This is a genomic window from Flavobacterium sp. PMTSA4 (assembly GCF_032098525.1).
Taxonomy (GTDB): domain Bacteria; phylum Bacteroidota; class Bacteroidia; order Flavobacteriales; family Flavobacteriaceae; genus Flavobacterium; species Flavobacterium capsici.
Genome location: NZ_CP134890.1, coordinates 771666 through 793151, shown reverse-complemented (window position 1 = coordinate 793151; position 21486 = coordinate 771666). Strand labels below are relative to the sequence as shown.

The window sequence follows — 21486 nt, the reverse complement described above, 5'->3', positions numbered from 1 at the left end:
ATGACTAAACTTAATCAATGAATAGCATTAATAAATTTCTGCTAACTATTATATCTTTTTTTGTTTTCAACTCATTTTTTGCCCAAAAAAATAATGTTGAAGAGAAATCATTAATTAAAAAATACCTAAGAAATGCTGTTGATGAGTTTGGAGATGCACATTACGACAAGGCTTTGTCATCATCCAAAGAAGCTTTAATTAAATCCTATTCAATTAACGATAATTCATATATAGCACAATCATACAATACAATTGCAGCTATTTATGATGAGTGTTCTGACTCAAAAAGAGCCATTGAATTTTATGAAAAAGCATTGAAGTTTGCTAAGCTAGTTAAGAATGATACATTGAATAACTGGATTTATGGAAATCTGGGAAGTGCTTATTATTTTAATGATGTAGATGTTAAAAAAGGCATTGAATACTATAAAAAGTCAATAGAATTTGCTGAGAAAATTAAGGATTCAAGTCAAATTGTTTACGGAAAACTAAATTTAGCAAGTGCTTATTTTGCTGATAAAGATTATGAAAATGTTGAGTTTTTGATTAATCAACTTAGAAGTTATGTTCTAAAAAAAGGAACTCAAGATGCTAAGTTGTCTTTCTATATTTTACAAGGTATGCAAAATACCTACTTAAAAGATAAAGCTGAGGCTGAGAAGAATTATTTTAATGCTTTAAAAATTGCAAATGAAACCGAAAACTACTCATTTGTTTTAAATATTTATGAAAATCTAAAAAAGCATTATAAAGAATTTGATGAAAAGGATTTAGAGGAAAAATATTCAGCAAAACATGATTCTTTACACAAAGAGTTATATTCTGAAGACAAAATGACAAGTCTTGAAAAGCAAGCTTTGGGCATTGAGTTAGATGAATATAAAATTCAATTAGAAAAAATAGAAGATCAAAGCGAAAAGAGTACAAAGATTATTAAAACTTCAAAACTGGTTTTAATTCTTTTTATGGTTATCGTTATAATATTATTACTGTTGTTGTTGACGCTTTATAAAAGTATAAAAACAAGAGAAAAATTAAATCTTGAATTGAAATATGCAAATGATGAACTTCAGATAGCTAAGGAAAAAGCTGAAGAAGCATCACGATTAAAATCACAGTTTGTTTCAACAATTACACATGAGCTAAGAACGCCGCTTTATGGTGTAATAGGAATTACAAATATTTTATTAGACGAACATAAAGAGCTAGCAAATAGTCCACATTTAAAATCTTTAAAGTTTTCTGCAAAATATTTATTGTCATTAGTTAATGATGTTTTGCAAATAAATAAAATAGAGGAAAAGAAGTTAGTTTTAGAAGATTTAATATTCAATTTAGCTGATGAAATTGAAACTATAAAAAGTTCAATTGAATACATTGCAGATAAAAACAACAACAAACTTGTAATTGAAATAGATACTGAAATTCCTGAGTTCTTAATTGGTGATAAACTTCGATTGTCACAAATAATTATGAATTTAATGAGTAATGCTCTGAAATTTACTAAAAATGGAGAAGTTTCTATTACTGCAGATTTAGAAAGAATTGAAAACACCACTTATTACATTGCTTTTAAAGTAAAAGATAATGGAGTTGGAATAGCCGAAGAACATCAGAAAAATATTTTTGACAAATTTGTTCAAATTGAGAGAAAAGAAGAAGATTATCAAGGAACAGGTTTAGGACTTTCAATTGTATCTAGTTTAATAAAATTATTTAATAGTGAAATTAAACTTGAGAGTGAAGAAGGAGTTGGAACAACCTTTAGTTTTACAATTGGTTTTGAACATGATGAAGAAAAGTCAAGAGCAATTATTAATGAAATTGAAGTTGATTTATCATTACAACATACTTATAATATATTGGTAATTGAAGACAATAAAATCAATCAATTAGTGACCAAAAAGATTATTCAAAACAGTAATTTGAATTGCACTATTGTTGATGATGGATATGCAGCATTAGTTGCTATTGAAAGAGAAAATTTTGACGTAATATTAATGGATATAAACATGCCACTAATAAACGGTTTTGAAACTACTCGAAAAATTAGAGAGAAAGGTTATAAAATGCCAATCGTTGCTTTAACAGCTTTTGACAAACAAGAAGTTTCAGATGAAGTTTTTGCATCAGGAATGAATGATATTTTGATTAAACCATTCGAACCTACAAAACTTTATCAAATAATATCAAACCATTTACATAAAAAAGAAAGCGATGATTAATACCATCGCTTTTTATTTTTTTTAGAGCCTTCAGATTTTCTAGATTTATTACCTGAGTTATTCTTCTTTTTGTTTCTTAAATCAGGTTTAGCCTCAGGATTTGGAACACTTTCTTTCCAAGGAAAAGGATGGTCTTTTATAGTTTTTACATTTACTTTAATCAATTTTAAAATGTCTTTCCAATAGGTTTCTTCATCACGTCCACAAAACGATATTGAAACACCATTGTTTCCAGCACGACCAGTTCTTCCAATTCTGTGAACATAAGTTTCAGGAATATTAGGCAAATCAAAATTAATTACAAATGGTAAACTTTCAATATCAATTCCACGCGCAGCAATATCAGTTGCAACTAAAACGGTTATTTCTTTGTTTTTAAAACTGTCTAGAACACGTTGTCTTGCAGTTTGCGATTTATCACCGTGAATTGCTTCGGCATTTACTCCTTGCTTTTTTAACGCTTTTACCACATTATCTGCACCATGTTTGGTGCGGACAAAAACTAAAACATCTTTTAAATTTTCATTGCGAATTAAGTGATATAAAAGTCCGCGTTTGTTTTCTTTATCAACAAAATAAATTTGCTGCTCTATAATTTCTGCGGTAGATGAAACTGGTGTTACAGATACATATTCGGGTTTTGTTAAAAATGTGTCTGCTAATTCTCTAATAGCTAATGGCATTGTGGCCGAAAACAATAAAGTTTGTCTATTTGATGGAACTAATTTTACAATTTTCTTTACATCATTTATGAATCCCATATCAAGCATTAAATCGGATTCATCAAGAACCAAAAAGTGCAAATGATCAAAATCTAAAAAGCCTTGCTTGTGTAAATCTAATAATCTACCTGGTGTAGCAATTAATATATCAACTCCTTTTTTTAGCTGATCAACTTGTGGCACTTGCGAAACACCGCCAAAAATGGTTAATTGTCTTAGGTTGGTATATTTTCCATAAGTGTCAAAACTTTCACCAATTTGAACAGCTAATTCTCTGGTAGGAGTAACTACTAAACAGCGAATTACTTTGGTCTTTTTTGATGAACCAATCATTCTATGTAAATTATGAATGATAGGAATTGCAAAAGCAGCAGTTTTTCCTGTACCTGTTTGAGCACAACCTACTAAATCTTTTCCTGATAGAACTATTGGTATTGCTTTTTCTTGAATTGGCGTTGGACTAGTATATCCTTCTTCAAAAACAGCTCTTTGAATACTTTTTGATAATGATAAATCTTCGAATAACATATTGATTACTTACTGTTTTTTGTAAGTCGAGGCAAAGATAAGGTTTTTAAACTTGATAAAATTTTATCTAAAATTCTCTTTTCGATTTCATAAAATCAGTTACAAGATAACCAATTAATTTTCCAACTAAATGATTGTTTTTTTCATCTCCAAGTTCTGGTGCGCCTTCACAAATATGAATATATTTTGAGTTTTTATGATTTCCAAAATGGCTAATAAAATATCTAAGTTCTTCTATTGAAAAACCGCTTAAAGTCATTGCGCTACTAGGAATATTTGGCAAAGAATCTAAATCGATTTCTATACCATATGCTTCATTTTTTATAAATTCTAGTGCTCTATTTAATTCTCCAGTAAAGCTTTTTTCTTTTCTAACCCCTATTTCATCATAAGTATTGAAATTTATTTGACTTTCTAGTTTTTTTAGATTGTCTAAAACATTTTTTGAAGTATAGTTTTCATGTAATCCAAAAATGAAATACTTTTTTAAAAAACCTTCTTCGTATGCATATGAAAATCCATTTCCACTGTGTCTTCCTTCTAAAATTCTAAAGTCGGAATGCGCATCAAAATTAACTACATTAATAGGTTTACCAAGTGCAAGTGCCGTTCCTTTTATATTTCCATAGGCGTTATTGTGTCCACCGCCAATAATAATTGGAATTTTATCGCATTTGATAATACAACTTATAATATGGGCTAAATCTTTATCAATTTGAGTAACTAATTCGTTTAGTTTTTTTCGGTCATTAGTAATGTTAAATTTTAAATCTTTAGCTAATTCCATTTGTTCCGAAACATCTAAAGTACCTAAAACAAGTATTTGACTTCCTTTACAGAATCGATTATGCTGAATATTTGCAATTCCTTTAATGGCACTTTCCCAAGCACTTGATGCACCAGGACGACCATAATTTGCTCTTACACCTACATCTTCTGGAACTCCAAGTAGCACAAATTTTGCAGGACATGTTTTCAAGAATTCTAAAGGCGAGGCATCTTTTGGAACCGTTAGCATTTTTTCCCCAAATTTGACTTCACCACTACGATGATTGGTCACTTTGGCTAAATCATTTATAGAAAAAGGTATTAATTTTTCCATTAAGTTAAAGTTTTCCCAAAAATATAATATAAATATATATCCTGCGTTATTATGTTAAATATTATTACTTTTGTTAAAACTAAAACAATTTTTTTATGGAAAATCAGAATAGTAATTCTAAGTTAAAATCAATAATAATTATATTATCAGTATTATTGGTTGGTAGTTTGATTTATATTTTCAAATTGACTTCGGATGCAAAAACTTTGCAAAACGTTGTTACAGTTACTAAATCAGAAAAAGAAGATGTATTAAAAGATTTATCTGAATTAAAAACTTCTTATGATGCAGCAATTGCAGAAAACACTTCAATTTCAGATGAATTGATTGCTGAAAGAGATAAAGTTGAAAAATTAATTCAAGAATTAAAAGTTTCAAAAGGTGACAATGCATCACTTAGAAAATATAGAGATCAATACAAAGCTTTGGAACAAAGAATGAAAAACTTGATGGCTGAAGTTGAAGTTTTAAAATCTAAAAATGAAAAACTTACTACAGATTTAGATAGTACAAAAGTAATTCTTGAGGATTCTAAAAATTACAATCAAGTTCTTGTAGGTCAAAATGAAGAATTGGCAAAAACAGTTGAAAAAGGACAAAAATTATCAATTACTAATTTGAAAACTGCTGCTTACAAAGTTAGAAGTTCAGGAAAACAAATAGAAACTGATAAAGCTAGTAGAACTGATATGTTGCAAATCAAGTTTACAATTGCTGAGAACAAAATTGCAAAATCGGGAGATAAAACCTATTATGTTCAGGTTATTGATGCTAAAAATAATGTTCTTGGTGATAAAGCAACAATTTCTTTTGGAGAAACTTCTTTGACGTATAGTTTTACATCAACGGTTAAGTATGAAAATAAAACAGTTGAAGTTTCAGAACAATTACCAGGAAAAGATTTTGCTAAAGGAACTTATTTTGTAAACGTATTTGATAAAAATGAGTTAGTATCAAAAAGTAGTTTTACTTTAAGATAAATTTAAAGAAAAACATAAATAAAAAAGTCTCGATTTCTCGAGACTTTTTTATTTATACTAACTTACCATCAATAAATACTTTTTCTATAAGGTTTGAACCGAATAAATAGGGAAGTTCATAGTATGAATTCAAAGGTTTTGTAATGATAAAATTTGCTTTTTTACCTTTAGTTATGCTTCCATGTGTTTCAGAAATTCCCATAGCATAAGCACCATTTATGGTAGCTGCATTGATGGCTTCCTCGGGAGTCATTTTCATTTTTATACAAGCTGTAGCAACAACAAAATTCATATTTCCTGAAGGAGTTGTTCCTGGATTTGAATCAGAAGCTAATGCTAACGGTAAACCTGCTGTTATCATTTTTCTGGCTGGTGTATAAGGAATACTTATAAAATAAGAACAACTTGGTAAAGCAACTGACATTGTTTTACTGTTTTTTAAAGCTTCAATGTCTTCATCTGTAATAATTTCAAGGTGATCAACAGTTAATGCATTGTGTTTTACACAAGCTTCAATACCATTTATAGCTGTGAATTGATTGACGTGAATTTTTGCTTGAAGACCATATTTTTTTCCGGCAATCATAATTCTTTCTGTTTCTTCAACCGAAAAATAACCTGTTTCTAAAAAAGCATCAATGTAATCGGCTAAATTTTCTTCAGCAATTTTTGGAAGCATTTCATTGATTATTAAATCAATATAACCCGAATGATTCTCTTTGTATTCTTTAGGAAAAGCATGTGCACCAAGAAATGTAGCTTTAATGGTAATTGGATAATTTTTGGCTAACTTTTTTATCACACGTAGCATTTTTAATTCTCCATCAACAGTCAATCCATATCCCGATTTTATTTCAACAGCTCCAGTTCCTTGTTGCATTATTTCTTCTAATCGATACTTTGATTGATTATAGATTTCCTCTTCTGAAGTTTCGTTGAGTTTTTTTGCTGAATTTAAAATTCCACCACCACGATTTGCAATTTCTTCATAACTCAATCCGTTAATCCTATCAACAAATTCTTGCTCTCGATTTCCCGCATAAACAATATGTGTATGACTATCGCACCAAGTTGGCAATACTATTTTTCCAGTGGCATCAATTACTTTTTTTGAATCAGTATTTGGGCAATCATTCATTTCGCCAAAATTGATTATATAGTCGTTTTCAATTAGTAGAAACGCATTCTTAATTGTTGGTAAAGTTGCCATTTCTTTTCCTGAAACTTTTTCAATATTAGTTTCTCTAACTTGAAGCAGTTCCTTGATGTTTGTTATTAATAATTGCATAAATTGATTTTGGGTAAAAATAGTTTGAAAAAAATAAATATGCTTAAATTTATACAAATTTAGCCAAGGTGAGAAAGATAAAATATAAAAAAGGTAGAAAGGTTCAAACAACTTTGCTGGAATATACTGGAATTCATCAAAACACAATTACCGAACTTCAGTTGTTTGTTTATGATGAAAATGATTTAATAGAATACAATCCTTTTGATGTTTCTCAACTAGACAAATGTATATTATCTTCAAAAAATAATTGGTTGAATGTTCATGGTTTGAATGATGAATCTGTTATTAAAACAATTGGACAATTTGTAGAAGTTGATAATTTCATGCTAAGTGATATTGTTAATACAACTAAAAGGTCTAAACTTGAAGAATATCAAGATGTTATTTTTTTTAATATCAAATCAATTTTACCTGTAAAAGACTCAGATAATATAGAAATTGAACAAATTAGTTTTTTACTAAAAAAGGAAATCTTAGTTTCTTTTCAAGAAAAGCGAAGTGACTTTTTTACACATATCAGAGAAAGAATTAGAACACATTCAGGTTTAGTTAGAGATAAAAAATCTGATTATTTGTTGTATTTGTTGCTTGATGCGGTGATGGAAAATTTTTATATCACTTTAGAAAATGAAGAGAATAGAGTAGAAGCTCTAATTAATTTGACTAAAGCAAATACACATCTTCAAATTTTAGAAAAAATTGAAAAACATCGTGATAATTTTAATTTTCTGAAACGCTCAATTATTCCGCTCAGAGATTCATTGTTTTCAATTAAAAGTATGAAAGAAGACAATGTTTTTAATGTAATTGAGGATGATAATTTTAGTTTTTTTTCAAGATTGCATCAAAAATCCATCGAACTTTTAGAACAAATTGAATATGATTTACTTTCTCTAGAAAGTGCTACAAATTTTTATTTTTCAACTCAAAACCAAAAACTTAATGAAGTAATGAAAACTTTGACTGTAGTTTCAGTTTTCTTTATGCCTTTAACTTTTATCGTTGGAATTTATGGGATGAATTTTGAAAATATGCCAGAGTTGCATTGGAAATATGGTTATTTTCTAATTCTAGGTTTTATGTTCATTCTTTTGCTTGGAATGGTATATTATTTTAAAAAGAAAAAGTGGTATTAATTTCTAATCATCATTAAGAACATCTTCTAAACAATCTTTTTTGAGTGTTGACTTTAAATAAAGTAATCCAATTAGAGCAGCAATAATTGATGATACTAAAATCATTATTTTACTATTTGTAATGTGCTCTGAATCAGAAAAAGCCAGGAGTGTAATGAAAATAGACATTGTAAATCCAATTCCACCAAGGAAACTTACTCCAATGATGGTTTTCCAATTTAAGTCTTCAGGAAGTTTGCAAAATTTATTTTTTACAGAAAGATAACTGAATAGCGATATTCCTATTGGTTTTCCAACTATCAAACCAAGAGCAATTCCAATGGTGTAATGATGAGTTAAGGCATAATGCCAATCAGAATTTATAGTTATTGCTGTATTTGCCAATGCAAATAATGGTAAAATAATCCAAGTTACAGGTTTATGCAAAGCATTTTGTAGTAAATAAGAAGTTGACTTTTTATCGCCATTTCCAAAAGGAATTGCAAATGCTAACAATACTCCAGTTATTGTTGCATGAACACCAGAGTTAAGCATAAAATACCACATAAAAACTCCTAATACAAGATATGGAATAAGGTTTCTAACTTTTAGTCTATTCAAAATTAATAAGAAACCAAAAATTCCCAATGCAATAGAAAGATTAAAAAAATCTAAATCTTTTGTGTAGAAAATAGCAATAACCAAAATAGCACCTAAGTCATCAATAACAGCTAATGCTGTTAAAAAAACTTTTAATGAAGTAGGCACTTTGTTTCCAAGTAAAGATAAAATTCCTAAAGCGAAAGCTATGTCTGTAGCCATTGGAATTCCTGCTCCAGATTGTGTTTCGGTTCCGTAATTTAAAAAAAGATATAATGCAGCAGGAACAATCATTCCGCCAATAGCAGCAAATATTGGCAACGATGCTTTTTTGAAATTTGATAGCTCACCAATATAAATTTCACGCTCAAGTTCTAATCCTATCAGTAGGAAGAAAATAGCCATTAATCCATCGTTAATCCAATATTCTAATGGTTTACCACCAATATCATTATGCCAAATATGTATATACTCTGAAGAGAAAATAGAATTGGCAAATATCAATGAAATTATTGTGCAAAGTATGAGTAGGAAACCTCCAATCTTTTCGCTTTCTAGAAAGTCTTTAAAAAGTTTAGTTATTTTCATAGCGGCAAAAATAAAAAAAAGCACTCTATTAAGAGTGCTTTTTAAGTTTTGATTATAATATTATTTAATTTTTATAATTCAGTTATAATAAATTGACTTCTTCTGTTCAATTGATGTTCAGCTTCTGTACATGGAACACCATCAGAACATTTATTTATTAATTGTGTTTCACCATAACCTTTTGCTGTCAATCTGTCTTTTGAAATTCCTTTTGATACTAACCAAGCCATTGTTGATTTTGCTCTTCTATCAGAAAGTCTTTCATTGTAAGCATGAGATGCACGACTATCAGTATGAGAACGAATATCAATTTTCATAGTTGGATATTGCTCTAATACATCAAGTATTTTAGCTAAATCAACGGCAGCATCAGGACGAATATTCCATTTATCTAAATCAAAATAAATAAGGTTTATTCCAAATACATCAGCTAAATCTCCACCAACTGGTATTGGTTTTGCTGTTTTTTCTAGGTCGATATTTAATTCAGTTCTTCCTTCTTCTTTTCCAGTTATAACTGGATTTTCTTTAGTATTGTAACCTTCTTTTTCTGCTTTAATGTAGAATTTAGTATTAGGTTCAAGTTTTAAGAATTCATAAAAACCTTTTGCATCAGTTGTAGTTTCTGCAATTTTATTGAATTTTTCATCTAACAAAGTAATTTTTGCATCAGCTAAAACTTCATCTGTATTTGTATCAGTTACAACTCCAAAAATAGCTTGTTCAATAAATAATTCTCTGGTTTCGATGAATTTGTAAATATCATCACTTCCTTCACCGCCATCGCGATTTGAACTTAAAAAACCTCTTTTAGTTTCGGAGTTGATTATATAAGCAAAGTCATCTTTTGGACTATTAGCTTCTTCACCAACGTTCAATATTTTTGTGAAAATACCATCTTCAGGAATTTTTGCTCCAAAAATATCTAAACCTCCTAAACCTGGATGACCATCTGAAGCAAAATAAAGTTCATTTTTACCATTTACAAAAGGATAAGTTTCTCTACCTTCCGTATTGATAGTATTTCCAAGATTTACTGGATTACCAAAACTTCCATCATCAGAAATTGCAACTTTATAAATATCTGATTTTCCAAATGAACCTGGCATATCAGAAGCAAAATACATTGTTTTACCATCAGGACTTAAAGCTGGATGAGCAGTTTGATAGCTATCACTGTTGAAAGGTAATGGAGTAATATTTACCCATTTTCCTTTTTCATCTACAGTTGCTTTATAAATTTTAAGTAATGTAACTTTACTAGCATCATAACCTCTTTTGTCAAGATAATTGTTTCTTGTGAAATAAACAGTTTTTCCATCTTTTGAAAATACTGGAGTATCTTCGTGATATTTACTATTCAATTTATTTCCAAATTTTTCAACTTCACCAAGCGAACCATCCTCCGCTAAATTTGCACTGTATAAATTTGTAAAATATTCACCAGTCCAAGTATGAATTCTTTTTGAAAAATTACCTGTATCACGAGCAGAACAAAATACTACTTTTTCACCCATAAATGTTGGTCCATAATCTGAATATTTTGAATTAATTCCAGCATTTTCTAATTTATATCTACCAGAATTTTTCTTTATTTCAGCTAGATAGTCTCTGTTCTGATTATAAAGTTTTGCTCTAAGATCATTTCCACTTTTTGAATTGAATATAGCCATCATTTCATCAGCTTTTTTGTAATCTTTTGTAGCTCTCAGAGATTGAGAATATCTATAAAAATATTCAGCTTCTTGATCAGGACTTGTTGCATATAATTCATCATAATATTTTACAGCTTTTTCTAAATCTGCATTGAAATAATATGAGTTTCCAAGTTTTAAAAGCATGTCAGGCGATTTATATCCTTTTTCATATAAACGCTCGTAGGTTTTAATAGCATCGATGTAAGCATACTTATCGTATTCTTTTTTCCCTTTTTGTTCTTTAGTAATAGTTTGAGAAAAACCATTAAAAGAGAAGATTGCTAAAATTGCTATATATATAATTTTATTTTTCATAATGTTTGGGATATTAGAAGAATCTTGGTGTTACAATTTTACTTACTCTATTAAATAATTCAAATCTAAGGAAAATTTCATGAGAACCAGAGTTATAATTTTTAAGATTTGTTGTTTCTCTGTCATATCCATAACCAATGTATAAACCATCAGTAATTTGAAAGCCTGCCATAGCACTAATAGCAGAATCCCATCTGTAAGCAGCACCTAACATAAATTTATCAAATAAAAGGAAGTTTCCTGAAACATCAACTTGCAATGGAGCACCAGTAACTACTTTTGTTAAAAATGCAGGTTTGAATTTTAAATCTGGTGTTAAATCAAAAACATAACCTCCAATTGTATAGAACGTCATTCTTTCTTTGAACACAGTTACTGAATTATCATTATACTTTGTGTCTTGTAAAAAATTTGGGACAGATACTCCAAAATACAATTTATCAGAATGTAAATAAACACCAGCACCAAAGTTAGGAGAGAATTCACTACTGAAGTTTTGTAAATTTGGGTCGTTAGCATCCTGTGGATTTAATTTATTTGTATCTAAATTAAAAATATTTCCAGCAGCTTTAATACCAAATGATAATTTATAAGTTTCAGAAGTTTGAATCGAATACGAAACATCAGCTGTAATTGTATTATTATTGGTTGGACCAATTTTATCATTTACAAAAGAAATCCCTAATCCAATATTGCTTTCATTTATTGGAGTATTTATTGAGAAAGCATTAGTGGTTGGAGCACCATCTAAGCCTACCCATTGGGTACGATGTAATCCAAAAATACTCATAACTCCTCTAGATCCTGCATAAGCTGGATTTACATTAATTGTGTTATACATGTATTGGGTATACTGTGAATCTTGCTGAGCAAAAGAACAGTAACATGTTAACATTAAAGCGAAAATTAAAATTCTTGTTTTCATTTATTTTCTTTTTTTAACCTGAGGATAAATCCTCAGGTATTATTAGTAGGTTTTTATCTTGTAAGGTACAAATATCCGTTTTTAGTTACCGTATTTCCTTCAGTAGTAGTATACTGAATGATGTAGAAATAAGTTCCAGTTGGTAATTCAGACGATTTACTAACAGTAGCTCTACCTTCAGAGATTCCTTCGAATCTTCTTGTTTGGTTGTCATAGTTTGTAGTTTCATAAACTAAAATACCCCATCTGTTATAAATTTCAACTTTATTAGTTGGATAACAGTTTATATCTTCAATATTTTCAATACTGAAATATTGATTTAAAGAATCTCCGTTTGGTGTAAATGCATTGTGAATTACAATATTTTGACAATCCAAAACCGCACAATCACTTATTACACTTAAATTAATATCTACACGTTTTGGACAAGCTTCACCGTTATCAAATTCATAACTAACAGTATAGGTTCCAGCAGCTACATCCAATGGATTAAATATAGTTCCAACAATACCTGGAGTATTGTTCAAAATCCATGTACCATTACTAGGATAATTTGAAACAAATGTAGCTAAATCAATTTGATCTTCTTCAGCTTCATTACATCTATCTGTATCATTAATAGTATCAACTAATTCTGATACAATTTCAACATTAATCGTTTGTGTATAAACGCTTGATTGGTTTCCGCAAGCATCAGTAGCAACCCAAGTTCTGATTATTGTATATGTATCTCCAATTGGATCATTTTGTGTTTCTGTAAAAGTAACAGTTACATTTCCTGAACAATTATCTTCGAAAGTTAATTCAGGAGCAACTGGTATTGTACTACAAGTTACAATCATTTTTTCAGTATAAGTTGAAGTCAGAATTGGTCCAGTAGTATCTTGAACTGTAATAGTTTGAGACGCAGAAATATTGTTTCCACATGAATCTGTTGCTGTCCATGTTCTAATAATTTGATAATTATTTGGACAATTTCCCTGAACTATTACTTCGTTTACAGATACTGTAGCGGTTCCACAATTATCTGAAGCTGTTAATACATCTATAGTAGGTATATTATCACATGATGCGGTTGTATCTACAGGTACAGATTCATTAAATGTAGGCGCAGTATTATCAATTACATTAATAATTTGCGTAGCTGTAGAAGTATTACCACACGCATCGGTAGCCGTCCAGGTTCTAGTAACTGAATACGAACCAGCACATTGACCAGGTGTAGTTACATCATTAGAAGTCAAAGTAAAGTCAGAACCACAAGCATCAGTAGCTGTAGCTTGAGCGAACTCAGGCGTAGCCGGACAGTTGATAGTAGATTCTGCTGGTAACTGAGCAATTACAGGCGCAGTATTATCAATTACATTAATAGTTTGAGTAGCCGTAGAAGTATTACCACACGCATCGGTAGCCGTCCAAGTTCTAGTAACTGAATACGAACCAGCACATTGACCAGGTGTAGTTACATCATTAGAAGTCAAAGTAAAGTCAGAACCACAAGCATCAGTAGCTGTAGCTTGAGCGAACTCAGGCGTAGCCGGACAGTTGATAGTAGATTCTGCTGGTAACTGAGCAATTACAGGCGCAGTATTATCAATTACATTAATAATTTGCGTAGCTGTAGAAGTATTACCACACGCATCGGTAGCCGTCCAGGTTCTGGTTACCGAATACGAACCAGCACATTGACCAGGCGTAGTAACATCATTAAAAGTTAAAGTAGCATCAGAATCACAAGCGTCAGTAGCCGTAGCTTGAGCAAACTCAGGCGTAGCAGGACAGTTGATAGTAGATTCTGCTGGTAACTGAGCAATTACAGGCGCCGTATTATCAATTACATTAATAGTTTGAGTAGCCGTAGAAGTATTACCACACGCATCGGTAGCCGTCCAAGTTCTAGTAACTGAATACGAACCAGCACATTGACCAGGTGTAGTTACATCATTAGAAGTCAAAGTAAAGTCAGAACCACAAGCATCAGTAGCTGTAGCTTGAGCGAACTCAGGCGTAGCCGGACAGTTGATAGTAGATTCTGCTGGTAACTGAGCAATTACAGGCGCCGTATTATCAATTACATTAATAGTTTGAGTAGCCGTAGAAGTATTACCACACGCATCGGTAGCCGTCCAGGTTCTAGTAACTGAATACGAACCAGCACATTGACCAGGTGTAGTTACATCATTAGAAGTCAAAGTAAAGTCAGAACCACAAGCATCAGTAGCTGTAGCTTGAGCGAACTCAGGCGTAGCCGGACAGTTGATAGTAGATTCTGCTGGTAACTGAGCAATTACAGGCGCCGTATTATCAATTACATTAATAGTTTGAGTAGCCGTAGAAGTATTACCACACGCATCGGTAGCCGTCCAAGTTCTAGTAACTGAATACGAACCAGCACATTGACCAGGTGTAGTTACATCATTAGAAGTCAAAGTAAAGTCAGAACCACAAGCATCAGTAGCTGTAGCTTGAGCGAACTCAGGCGTAGCCGGACAGTTGATAGTAGATTCTGCTGGTAACTGAGCAATTACAGGCGCAGTTGTATCTTGAATATTAATAGTTTGCGTAGCTGTAGAAGTATTACCACACGCATCGGTAGCCGTCCAAGTTCTAGTAACTGAATACGAACCAGCACATTGACCAGGTGTAGTTACATCATTAGAAGTCAATAGAACATTATCATCACAATTATCAGTAGCCGTAGCTTGAGCGAACTCAGGCGTAGCCGGACAGTTGATAGTTGATTCCGCAGGTAGCTGATTTATTATTGGATTTTGAGTGTCGTTTACTGTAAATGTTGCACTAGTAGAACTACTGTTTAAACATTCATCTGTAGCTGTAAAAATTACAGTAACAGCTGCAGAACAATCATTTGAAAGTGCATTGAAATTATTTGTCCAAGTTATATTTGAACACTCGTCACTTGCAATTGCACCTCCATTATTTAATAACCAATCGTTTAATGCTGTTTGATTACCTTGTCCGTCACATTCAACAATAATATTACTTGCATTGGTTGATATTACAGGAGCCGTATTATCAATTACATTAATAGTTTGCGTAGCTGTAGAAGAATTACCACACGCATCGGTAGCCGTCCAGGTTCTAGTAATTGAATACGAACCAGCACAAGTACCAGGAGTTGTAATATCATTAAAAGTTAAAGTAGCACCAGAACCACACGCGTCAGTAGCTGTAGCCGTAGCAAAGCTAGGTGTATCAGGACAGTTGATAGTTGATGGCGCAGGTAAAGCAGCAATCACTGGCGCCGTTGTATCTTGAACATTAATAGTTTGAGAAGCCGTAGAAGAATTACCACAAGCGTCAGTAGCCGTCCAGGTTCTAGTAATTGAATACGAACCAGCACATTGACCAGGTGTAGTTACATCATTAGAAGTCAAAGTAAAGTCAGAACCACACGCGTCAGTAGCCGTAGCTTGAGCAAACTCAGGTGTATCAGGACAGTTGATAGTTGATGGCGCAGGTAAAGCAGCAATCACTGGCGCCGTTGTATCTTGAACATTAATAGTTTGAGAAGCCGTAGAAGAATTACCACAAGCGTCAGTAGCCGTCCAGGTTCTAGTAACTGAATACGAACCAGCACATTGACCAGGAGTTGTAACATCATTAAAAGTTAAAGTAGCACCAGAACCACACGCGTCAGTAGCTGTAGCCGTAGCAAAGCTAGGTGTATCAGGACAGTTGATAGTTGATGGCGCAGGTAAAGCAGCAATCACTGGCGCCGTTGTATCTTGAACATTAATAGTTTGAGAAGCCGTAGAAGAATTACCACAAGCGTCAGTAGCCGTCCAGGTTCTAGTAATTGAATACGAACCAGCACAAGTACCAGGAGTTGTAATATCATTAAAAGTTAAAGTAGCACCAGAACCACACGCGTCAGTAGCTGTAGCCGTAGCAAAGCTAGGTGTATCAGGACAGTTGATAGTTGATGGCGCAGGTAAAGCAGCAATCACTGGCGCCGTTGTATCTTGAACATTAATAGTTTGAGAAGCCGTAGAAGAATTACCACAAGCGTCAGTAGCCGTCCAGGTTCTAGTAATTGAATACGAACCAGCACATTGACCAGGAGTTGTAACATCATTAAAAGTTAAAGTAGCACCAGAACCACACGCGTCAGTAGCCGTAGCTTGAGCAAAGCTAGGTGTATCAGGACAGTTGATAGTTGATGGCGCAGGTAAAGCAGCAATCACTGGCGCCGTTGTATCTTGAACATTAATAGTTTGAGAAGCCGTAGAAGAATTACCACAAGCGTCAGTAGCCGTCCAGGTTCTAGTAACTGAATACGAACCAGCACAAGTACCAGGAGTTGTAACATCATTAAAAGTTAAAGTAGCACCAGAACCACACGCATCGGTAGCTGTAGCCGTAGCAAAGCTAGGTGTATCAGGACAGTTGATAGTTGATGGCGCAGGTAAAGCAGCAATCACTGGCGCCGTTGTATCTTGAACATTAATAGTTTGCGTAGCTGTAGAAGTATTACCACACGCATCGGTAGCCGTCCAGGTTCTAGTAACTGAATACGAACCAGCACATTGACCAGGAGTTGTAACATCATTAAAAGTTAAAGTAGCACCAGAACCACACGCATCGGTAGCTGTAGCCGTAGCAAAGCTAGGTGTATCAGGACAGTTGATAGTTGATGGCGCAGGTAAAGCAGCAATCACTGGCGCCGTTGTATCTTGAACATTAATAGTTTGCGTAGCTGTAGAAGTATTACCACACGCATCGGTAGCCGTCCAGGTTCTAGTAATTGAATACGAACCAGCACATTGACCAGGAGTTGTAACATCATTAAAAGTTAAAGTAGCACCAGAACCACACGCGTCAGTAGCCGTAGCCGTAGCAAAGCTAGGTGTATCAGGACAGTTGATAGTTGATAGCGCAGGTAAAGCAGCAATCACTGGCGCCGTTGTATCTTGAACATTAATAGTTTGAGAAGCCGTAGAAGAATTACCACAAGCGTCAGTAGCCGTCCAGGTTCTAGTAATTGAATACGAACCAGCACAAGTACCAGGAGTTGTAATATCATTAAAAGTTAAAGTAGCACCAGAACCACACGCGTCAGTAGCTGTAGCCGTAGCAAAGCTAGGTGTATCAGGACAGTTGATAGTTGATGGCGCAGGTAAAGCAGCAATCACTGGCGCCGTTGTATCTTGAACATTAATAGTTTGAGAAGCCGTAGAAGAATTACCACAAGCGTCAGTAGCCGTCCAGGTTCTAGTAACTGAATACGAACCAGCACATTGACCAGGAGTTGTAACATCATTAAAAGTTAAAGTAGCACCAGAACCACACGCGTCAGTAGCTGTAGCCGTAGCAAAGCTAGGTGTATCAGGACAGTTGATAGTTGATTCTGCTGGTAACTGAGCAATTACAGGCGCAGTAGTATCAATTACATTAATAGTTTGCGTAGCTGTAGAAGAATTACCACACGCATCGGTAGCCGTCCAGGTTCTAGTAACTGAATACGAACCAGCACATTGACCAGGAGTTGTAACATCATTAAAAGTTAAAGTAGCACCAGAACCACACGCGTCAGTAGCTGTAGCCGTAGCAAAGCTAGGTGTATCAGGACAGTTGATAGTAGATTCTGCTGGTAACTGAGCAATTACAGGCGCAGTAGTATCAATTACATTAATAGTTTGCGTAGCTGTAGAAGTATTACCACACGCATCGGTAGCCGTCCAGGTTCTAGTAACTGAATACGAACCAGCACAAGTACCAGGAGTTGTAACATCATTAAAAGTTAAAGTAGCACCAGAACCACACGCATCGGTAGCTGTAGCCGTAGCAAAGCTAGGTGTATCAGGACAGTTGATAGTTGATGGCGCAGGTAAAGCAGCAATTACAGGCGCAGTAGTATCAATTACATTAATAGTTTGCGTAGCTGTAGAAGTATTACCACACGCATCGGTAGCCGTCCAGGTTCTAGTAACTGAATACGAACCAGCACATTGACCAGGAGTTGTAACATCATTAAAAGTTAAAGTAGCACCAGAACCACACGCATCGGTAGCTGTAGCCGTAGCAAAGCTAGGTGTATCAGGACAGTTGATAGTTGATGGCGCAGGTAAAGCAGCAATCACTGGCGCCGTTGTATCTTGAACATTAATAGTTTGCGTAGCTGTAGAAGTATTACCACACGCATCGGTAGCCGTCCAGGTTCTAGTAACTGAATACGAACCAGCACAAGTACCAGGAGTTGTAACATCATTAAAAGTTAAAGTAGCACCAGAACCACACGCGTCAGTAGCTGTAGCCGTAGCAAAGCTAGGTGTATCAGGACAGTTGATAGTAGATTCTGCTGGTAACTGAGCAATTACAGGCGCAGTAGTATCAATTACATTAATAGTTTGCGTAGCTGTAGAAGTATTACCACACGCATCGGTAGCCGTCCAGGTTCTAGTAACTGAATACGAACCAGCACAAGTACCAGGAGTTGTAACATCATTAAAAGTTAAAGTAGCACCAGAACCACACGCATCGGTAGCTGTAGCCGTAGCAAAGCTAGGTGTATCAGGACAGTTGATAGTTGATGGCGCAGGTAAAGCAGCAATTACAGGCGCAGTAGTATCAATTACATTAATAGTTTGCGTAGCTGTAGAAGTATTACCACACGCATCGGTAGCCGTCCAGGTTCTAGTAACTGAATACGAACCAGCACATTGACCAGGAGTTGTAACATCATTAAAAGTTAAAGTAGCACCAGAACCACACGCGTCAGTAGCTGTAGCCGTAGCAAAGCTAGGTGTATCAGGACAGTTGATAGTTGATGGCGCAGGTAAAGCAGCAATCACTGGCGCCGTTGTATCTTGAACATTAATAGTTTGAGTAGCCGTAGAAGAATTACCACACGCATCGGTAGCTGTCCAAGTTCTGGTTACCGAATACGAACCAGCACAAGTACCAGGAGTTGTAACATCATTAAAACTTAAGTTAGGATTTCCACAAGCATCCGTTGCCGTTGCTGTAGCAAAGCTAGGTGTAGCCGGACAGTTTATGGTAGAAGTTGCAGGTAAAGTTGCAATCACAGGAGCTGTTGTATCTCTTATGGTAAAAGTTTGTACTGCAGAGCCTACATTGTTGCAAACATCAGTTACTCTGAAAGTTCTAGTTACAATAGTAGGACAACTTCCGCTAACTATATCTTGATAGGTAAAACTAGCAATAGCTGATGCATCAGTGTATGAAGCTCCTGCTAAAGTAAATGCAGCATTTGAAATTGTTGCTTGTGAACTAGAAAAAGGCAGATTGCTTATCGTAGCAATTGCAGATGTAACACAACCTTCAATTGTAGTGTTTGCTGGCGCATTAACTACTGGAGGAGTATTATCACCACCACTTATAATTACCGATAAAGTTTTTTGACATCCTTTAGAATCAGTAACAGTTACATTATATGTACCAGCTGATAAACCACTTAAATCTTGTGTAGTAGCTCCGTTTGACCATAAATAAGTATATCCTGGAGCACCTCCAGAAACGCTTAAATCAATTGAGCCAGTATTTCCACCACTACAACTTACATTTGTATGAGTTTCAGTTAATAAAATTTCTGATGGAATAATAATTGTCATAGTATAACTATTTGTCAATCCCATTGAATCGGTTACGGTTAATTTAGCCGTGTTATTTGGTGTAGTATATGTAAAGGTTGGATTTGCTAAAGTAGAATCAGTAGTTCCATTGTTATCAAAATCCCATGCATACGTATATGGAGGTGTTCCTCCATTTGATGTAGAAGTGAAAGAAACAGTTGTGTTATTTCCATTTTTACATGCAACGTAAGTGAATTGTACTGCTAATGGCTTTGTAATAATGGTATTTCCAGGTAGCTCACATTGAGACGAACCATAAGTACTACAGTTATAAGAAGCCAATTGAGCTGAACTTCCTCCAGTTCTCCAAACAACTAAAATTCTGTTTAAAGTTAATTCTTGTCCACATGTCCAGTTGAAAGGTCCATAAATAAGTCTTTGACCTGCACCAGGTGTTATGCTACCTAAATAGGCATTAATTGGTGTTACAACATTGTCTATTGTTAAATCTGCAAATAATCTACAGTTGTTCGGTGTGTTACTTGCATTTGAAGTGTAGTTCAACATAACATATACTTGTTGAGTAACTCCAATAGTACATGTGGTATTGTTGATTGGTTGACCATTAACATTTGTCAGACTCAAGAAAACATTATTTAATGTAAAATTGTTTGAATTACAATTAAATACATCCAAGTAATAATTAGGAGCAACTCCACAATTTCTTAAGTCGGGATGTTGAGCATCAAATTGCGAATACAAATTACCTATTGTCGTGAAGAGGATAAGTAATAAAAGTGTAATTTTTGATTTCATACATTTTAATTTAGTAGAATAATTTTTTGAAAAGTTCCATTTAGGGCTTGAATTCATGAACGTAGGCATTTATGAGATAGAGATAATTTGGGTTAAACTATTTGAGGCTAAATTATGCACATTGTTAATTAATGCTTAATTTTTTCTACAAATAGCTTGAAAACTCGATAAAGTGTCTATTTTATTACTTTTTAAACCTTTCGTCGAGCTTTTTTTGCCGTTTGTTTTCTTTTTTATTGTTCATTTGTTTTGTTTTATTGTTAATTTCTTCATCGAAAGTATTTCATATTTTTTATTCCACCAAAAAAAGTATCGACAAAATGCAAAAAAATAGGTTAAAATGCGTTTTTATATATTTTTAATGTATAAAAATACTACAAATAAAATTTAACATTAGTTTGTTGAAAACTTTTGTAAGTAAATCTTATTTAGTTTAAAATTTGTTTGTAAACCTCTTTAATGGTTTTAAATTATTTTTTATAGTTAATTAATATTTAACTATATTTATAAATCAATAATTGCTTTTCAAAATTTAAGTCATGAAACAATTAATATTAGTTAGACATGCAAAATCGAGTTGGGATTTACCAGTTCAAGATTTTGATAGACCATTGTCAAACAGAGGAATACAAAATGCACATTTAGTTTCAAGTAAAGTAGTAAAGTATTTGCCTGAGACTTTTGTTATTTGGTCTAGTGCTGCAAAAAGAGCTATGGAAACTGCGATTATATTCACTCAAAATTTTTTATGCCCTATTGAAAGTATTATTTTTAAAAAAGAACTATATACTTTTGACCTTCATAAATTAGAAAATTCCATAAAAAGTTGCAGTGATCAATTTGATAACCTAATTCTTTTTGGACATAACGAGGCAATTACTAATTTTGTTAATAAATTTGGCAACATTAATATTGATAATGTTTCAACTTCTGGATTTGTATCTATAACATTTCAAACAAATTCTTGGCAAAACATTTCAAAAGGAGAAACGACAAGAGTTGTTTTTCCAAAAGACTTAGAATAAT

General features: G+C 33.3%; 11 protein-coding genes. 4 read left to right on the top strand and 7 right to left on the bottom strand.

Features of this window, described 5'->3' with window-relative positions; genetic code table 11:
- Positions 1-17 precede the first annotated feature (17 nt).
- Positions 18-2225 (top strand): ATP-binding response regulator, encoded by a 2208-nt coding sequence (locus RN605_RS03710; RefSeq protein ID WP_313322328.1) that lies wholly within the window; start codon positions 18-20, stop codon positions 2223-2225.
- On the opposite strand, the gene RN605_RS03705 is transcribed toward RN605_RS03710, so the two are convergent.
- Entirely contained in the window at positions 2222-3475 is a 1254-nt protein-coding gene (locus tag RN605_RS03705) for a DEAD/DEAH box helicase (RefSeq protein ID WP_313322326.1), read from the bottom strand. The two genes, RN605_RS03710 and RN605_RS03705, sit on opposite strands and share 4 nt — an antisense overlap.
- A gap of 67 nt (positions 3476-3542) precedes the next feature.
- Complete coding sequence (locus RN605_RS03700) at positions 3543-4577, bottom strand: formimidoylglutamase (RefSeq protein WP_313322324.1); 1035 nt, start codon at positions 4575-4577, stop codon at positions 3543-3545.
- Between the two features lie 95 nt (positions 4578-4672).
- On the opposite strand from RN605_RS03700, the gene RN605_RS03695 reads away from it, so the two are divergent.
- Positions 4673-5557 carry a GAS domain-containing protein gene (locus RN605_RS03695; RefSeq protein WP_313322322.1) on the top strand — a complete coding sequence of 295 codons (885 nt, stop codon included), beginning with the start codon at positions 4673-4675 and terminating at the stop codon, positions 5555-5557.
- Positions 5558-5609: 52 nt separating this feature from the next.
- Here RN605_RS03695 and hutI read toward each other — a convergent pair whose 3' ends face one another.
- Positions 5610-6845: an imidazolonepropionase gene (hutI, locus tag RN605_RS03690; RefSeq protein ID WP_313322320.1), complete on the bottom strand. Its 1236-nt coding sequence runs from the start codon at positions 6843-6845 to the stop codon at positions 5610-5612.
- A gap of 68 nt (positions 6846-6913) precedes the next feature.
- Here hutI and corA point away from each other — a divergent pair, with 68 nt between their 5' ends.
- A complete protein-coding gene (corA, locus tag RN605_RS03685) occupies positions 6914-7984 on the top strand; it encodes a magnesium/cobalt transporter CorA (protein WP_313322318.1) in 1071 nt (356 codons plus the stop codon).
- Between the two features lie 3 nt (positions 7985-7987).
- On the opposite strand, the gene nhaA is transcribed toward corA, so the two are convergent.
- The 4 genes from nhaA to RN605_RS03665 all read right to left on the bottom strand — a co-directional run bounded on the left by nhaA (position 7988) and on the right by RN605_RS03665 (position 20460).
- Entirely contained in the window at positions 7988-9151 is a 1164-nt protein-coding gene (gene nhaA / locus RN605_RS03680) for a Na+/H+ antiporter NhaA (protein ID WP_313322316.1), read from the bottom strand.
- 71 nt (positions 9152-9222) lie between these two features.
- Complete coding sequence (locus RN605_RS03675; RefSeq protein ID WP_313322314.1) at positions 9223-11163, bottom strand: OmpA family protein; 1941 nt, start codon at positions 11161-11163, stop codon at positions 9223-9225.
- A gap of 13 nt (positions 11164-11176) precedes the next feature.
- Positions 11177-12088 carry a PorP/SprF family type IX secretion system membrane protein gene (locus tag RN605_RS03670; RefSeq protein ID WP_313322313.1) on the bottom strand — a complete coding sequence of 304 codons (912 nt, stop codon included), beginning with the start codon at positions 12086-12088 and terminating at the stop codon, positions 11177-11179.
- A gap of 53 nt (positions 12089-12141) precedes the next feature.
- The gene (locus RN605_RS03665) at positions 12142-20460 is read right to left on the bottom strand and encodes an HYR-like domain-containing protein (RefSeq protein ID WP_313322311.1); all 8319 of its coding nucleotides are present in this window, start codon (positions 20458-20460) and stop codon (positions 12142-12144) included.
- 539 nt (positions 20461-20999) lie between these two features.
- Here RN605_RS03665 and RN605_RS03660 point away from each other — a divergent pair.
- Positions 21000-21485, top strand: a complete 486-nt coding sequence (locus RN605_RS03660) for a SixA phosphatase family protein (RefSeq protein ID WP_313322309.1) — start codon at positions 21000-21002, stop codon at positions 21483-21485.
- Position 21486 lies beyond the last annotated feature (1 nt).

What these genes read in the sequence shown, in the direction of transcription:
- RN605_RS03710 (WP_313322328.1), top strand. Translation starts at nt 18, where the DNA reads ATGAATAGCATTAATAAATTTCTGCTAACTATTATATCTTTTTTTGTT.
- RN605_RS03705 (WP_313322326.1), bottom strand. Translation starts at nt 3,475, where the DNA reads ATGTTATTCGAAGATTTATCATTATCAAAAAGTATTCAAAGAGCTGTT.
- RN605_RS03700 (WP_313322324.1), bottom strand. Translation starts at nt 4,577, where the DNA reads ATGGAAAAATTAATACCTTTTTCTATAAATGATTTAGCCAAAGTGACC.
- RN605_RS03695 (WP_313322322.1), top strand. Translation starts at nt 4,673, where the DNA reads ATGGAAAATCAGAATAGTAATTCTAAGTTAAAATCAATAATAATTATA.
- hutI (WP_313322320.1), bottom strand. Translation starts at nt 6,845, where the DNA reads ATGCAATTATTAATAACAAACATCAAGGAACTGCTTCAAGTTAGAGAA.
- nhaA (WP_313322316.1), bottom strand. Translation starts at nt 9,151, where the DNA reads ATGAAAATAACTAAACTTTTTAAAGACTTTCTAGAAAGCGAAAAGATT.
- RN605_RS03675 (WP_313322314.1), bottom strand. Translation starts at nt 11,163, where the DNA reads ATGAAAAATAAAATTATATATATAGCAATTTTAGCAATCTTCTCTTTT.
- RN605_RS03670 (WP_313322313.1), bottom strand. Translation starts at nt 12,088, where the DNA reads ATGAAAACAAGAATTTTAATTTTCGCTTTAATGTTAACATGTTACTGT.
- RN605_RS03665 (WP_313322311.1), bottom strand. Translation starts at nt 20,460, where the DNA reads ATGAAATCAAAAATTACACTTTTATTACTTATCCTCTTCACGACAATA.
- RN605_RS03660 (WP_313322309.1), top strand. Translation starts at nt 21,000, where the DNA reads ATGAAACAATTAATATTAGTTAGACATGCAAAATCGAGTTGGGATTTA.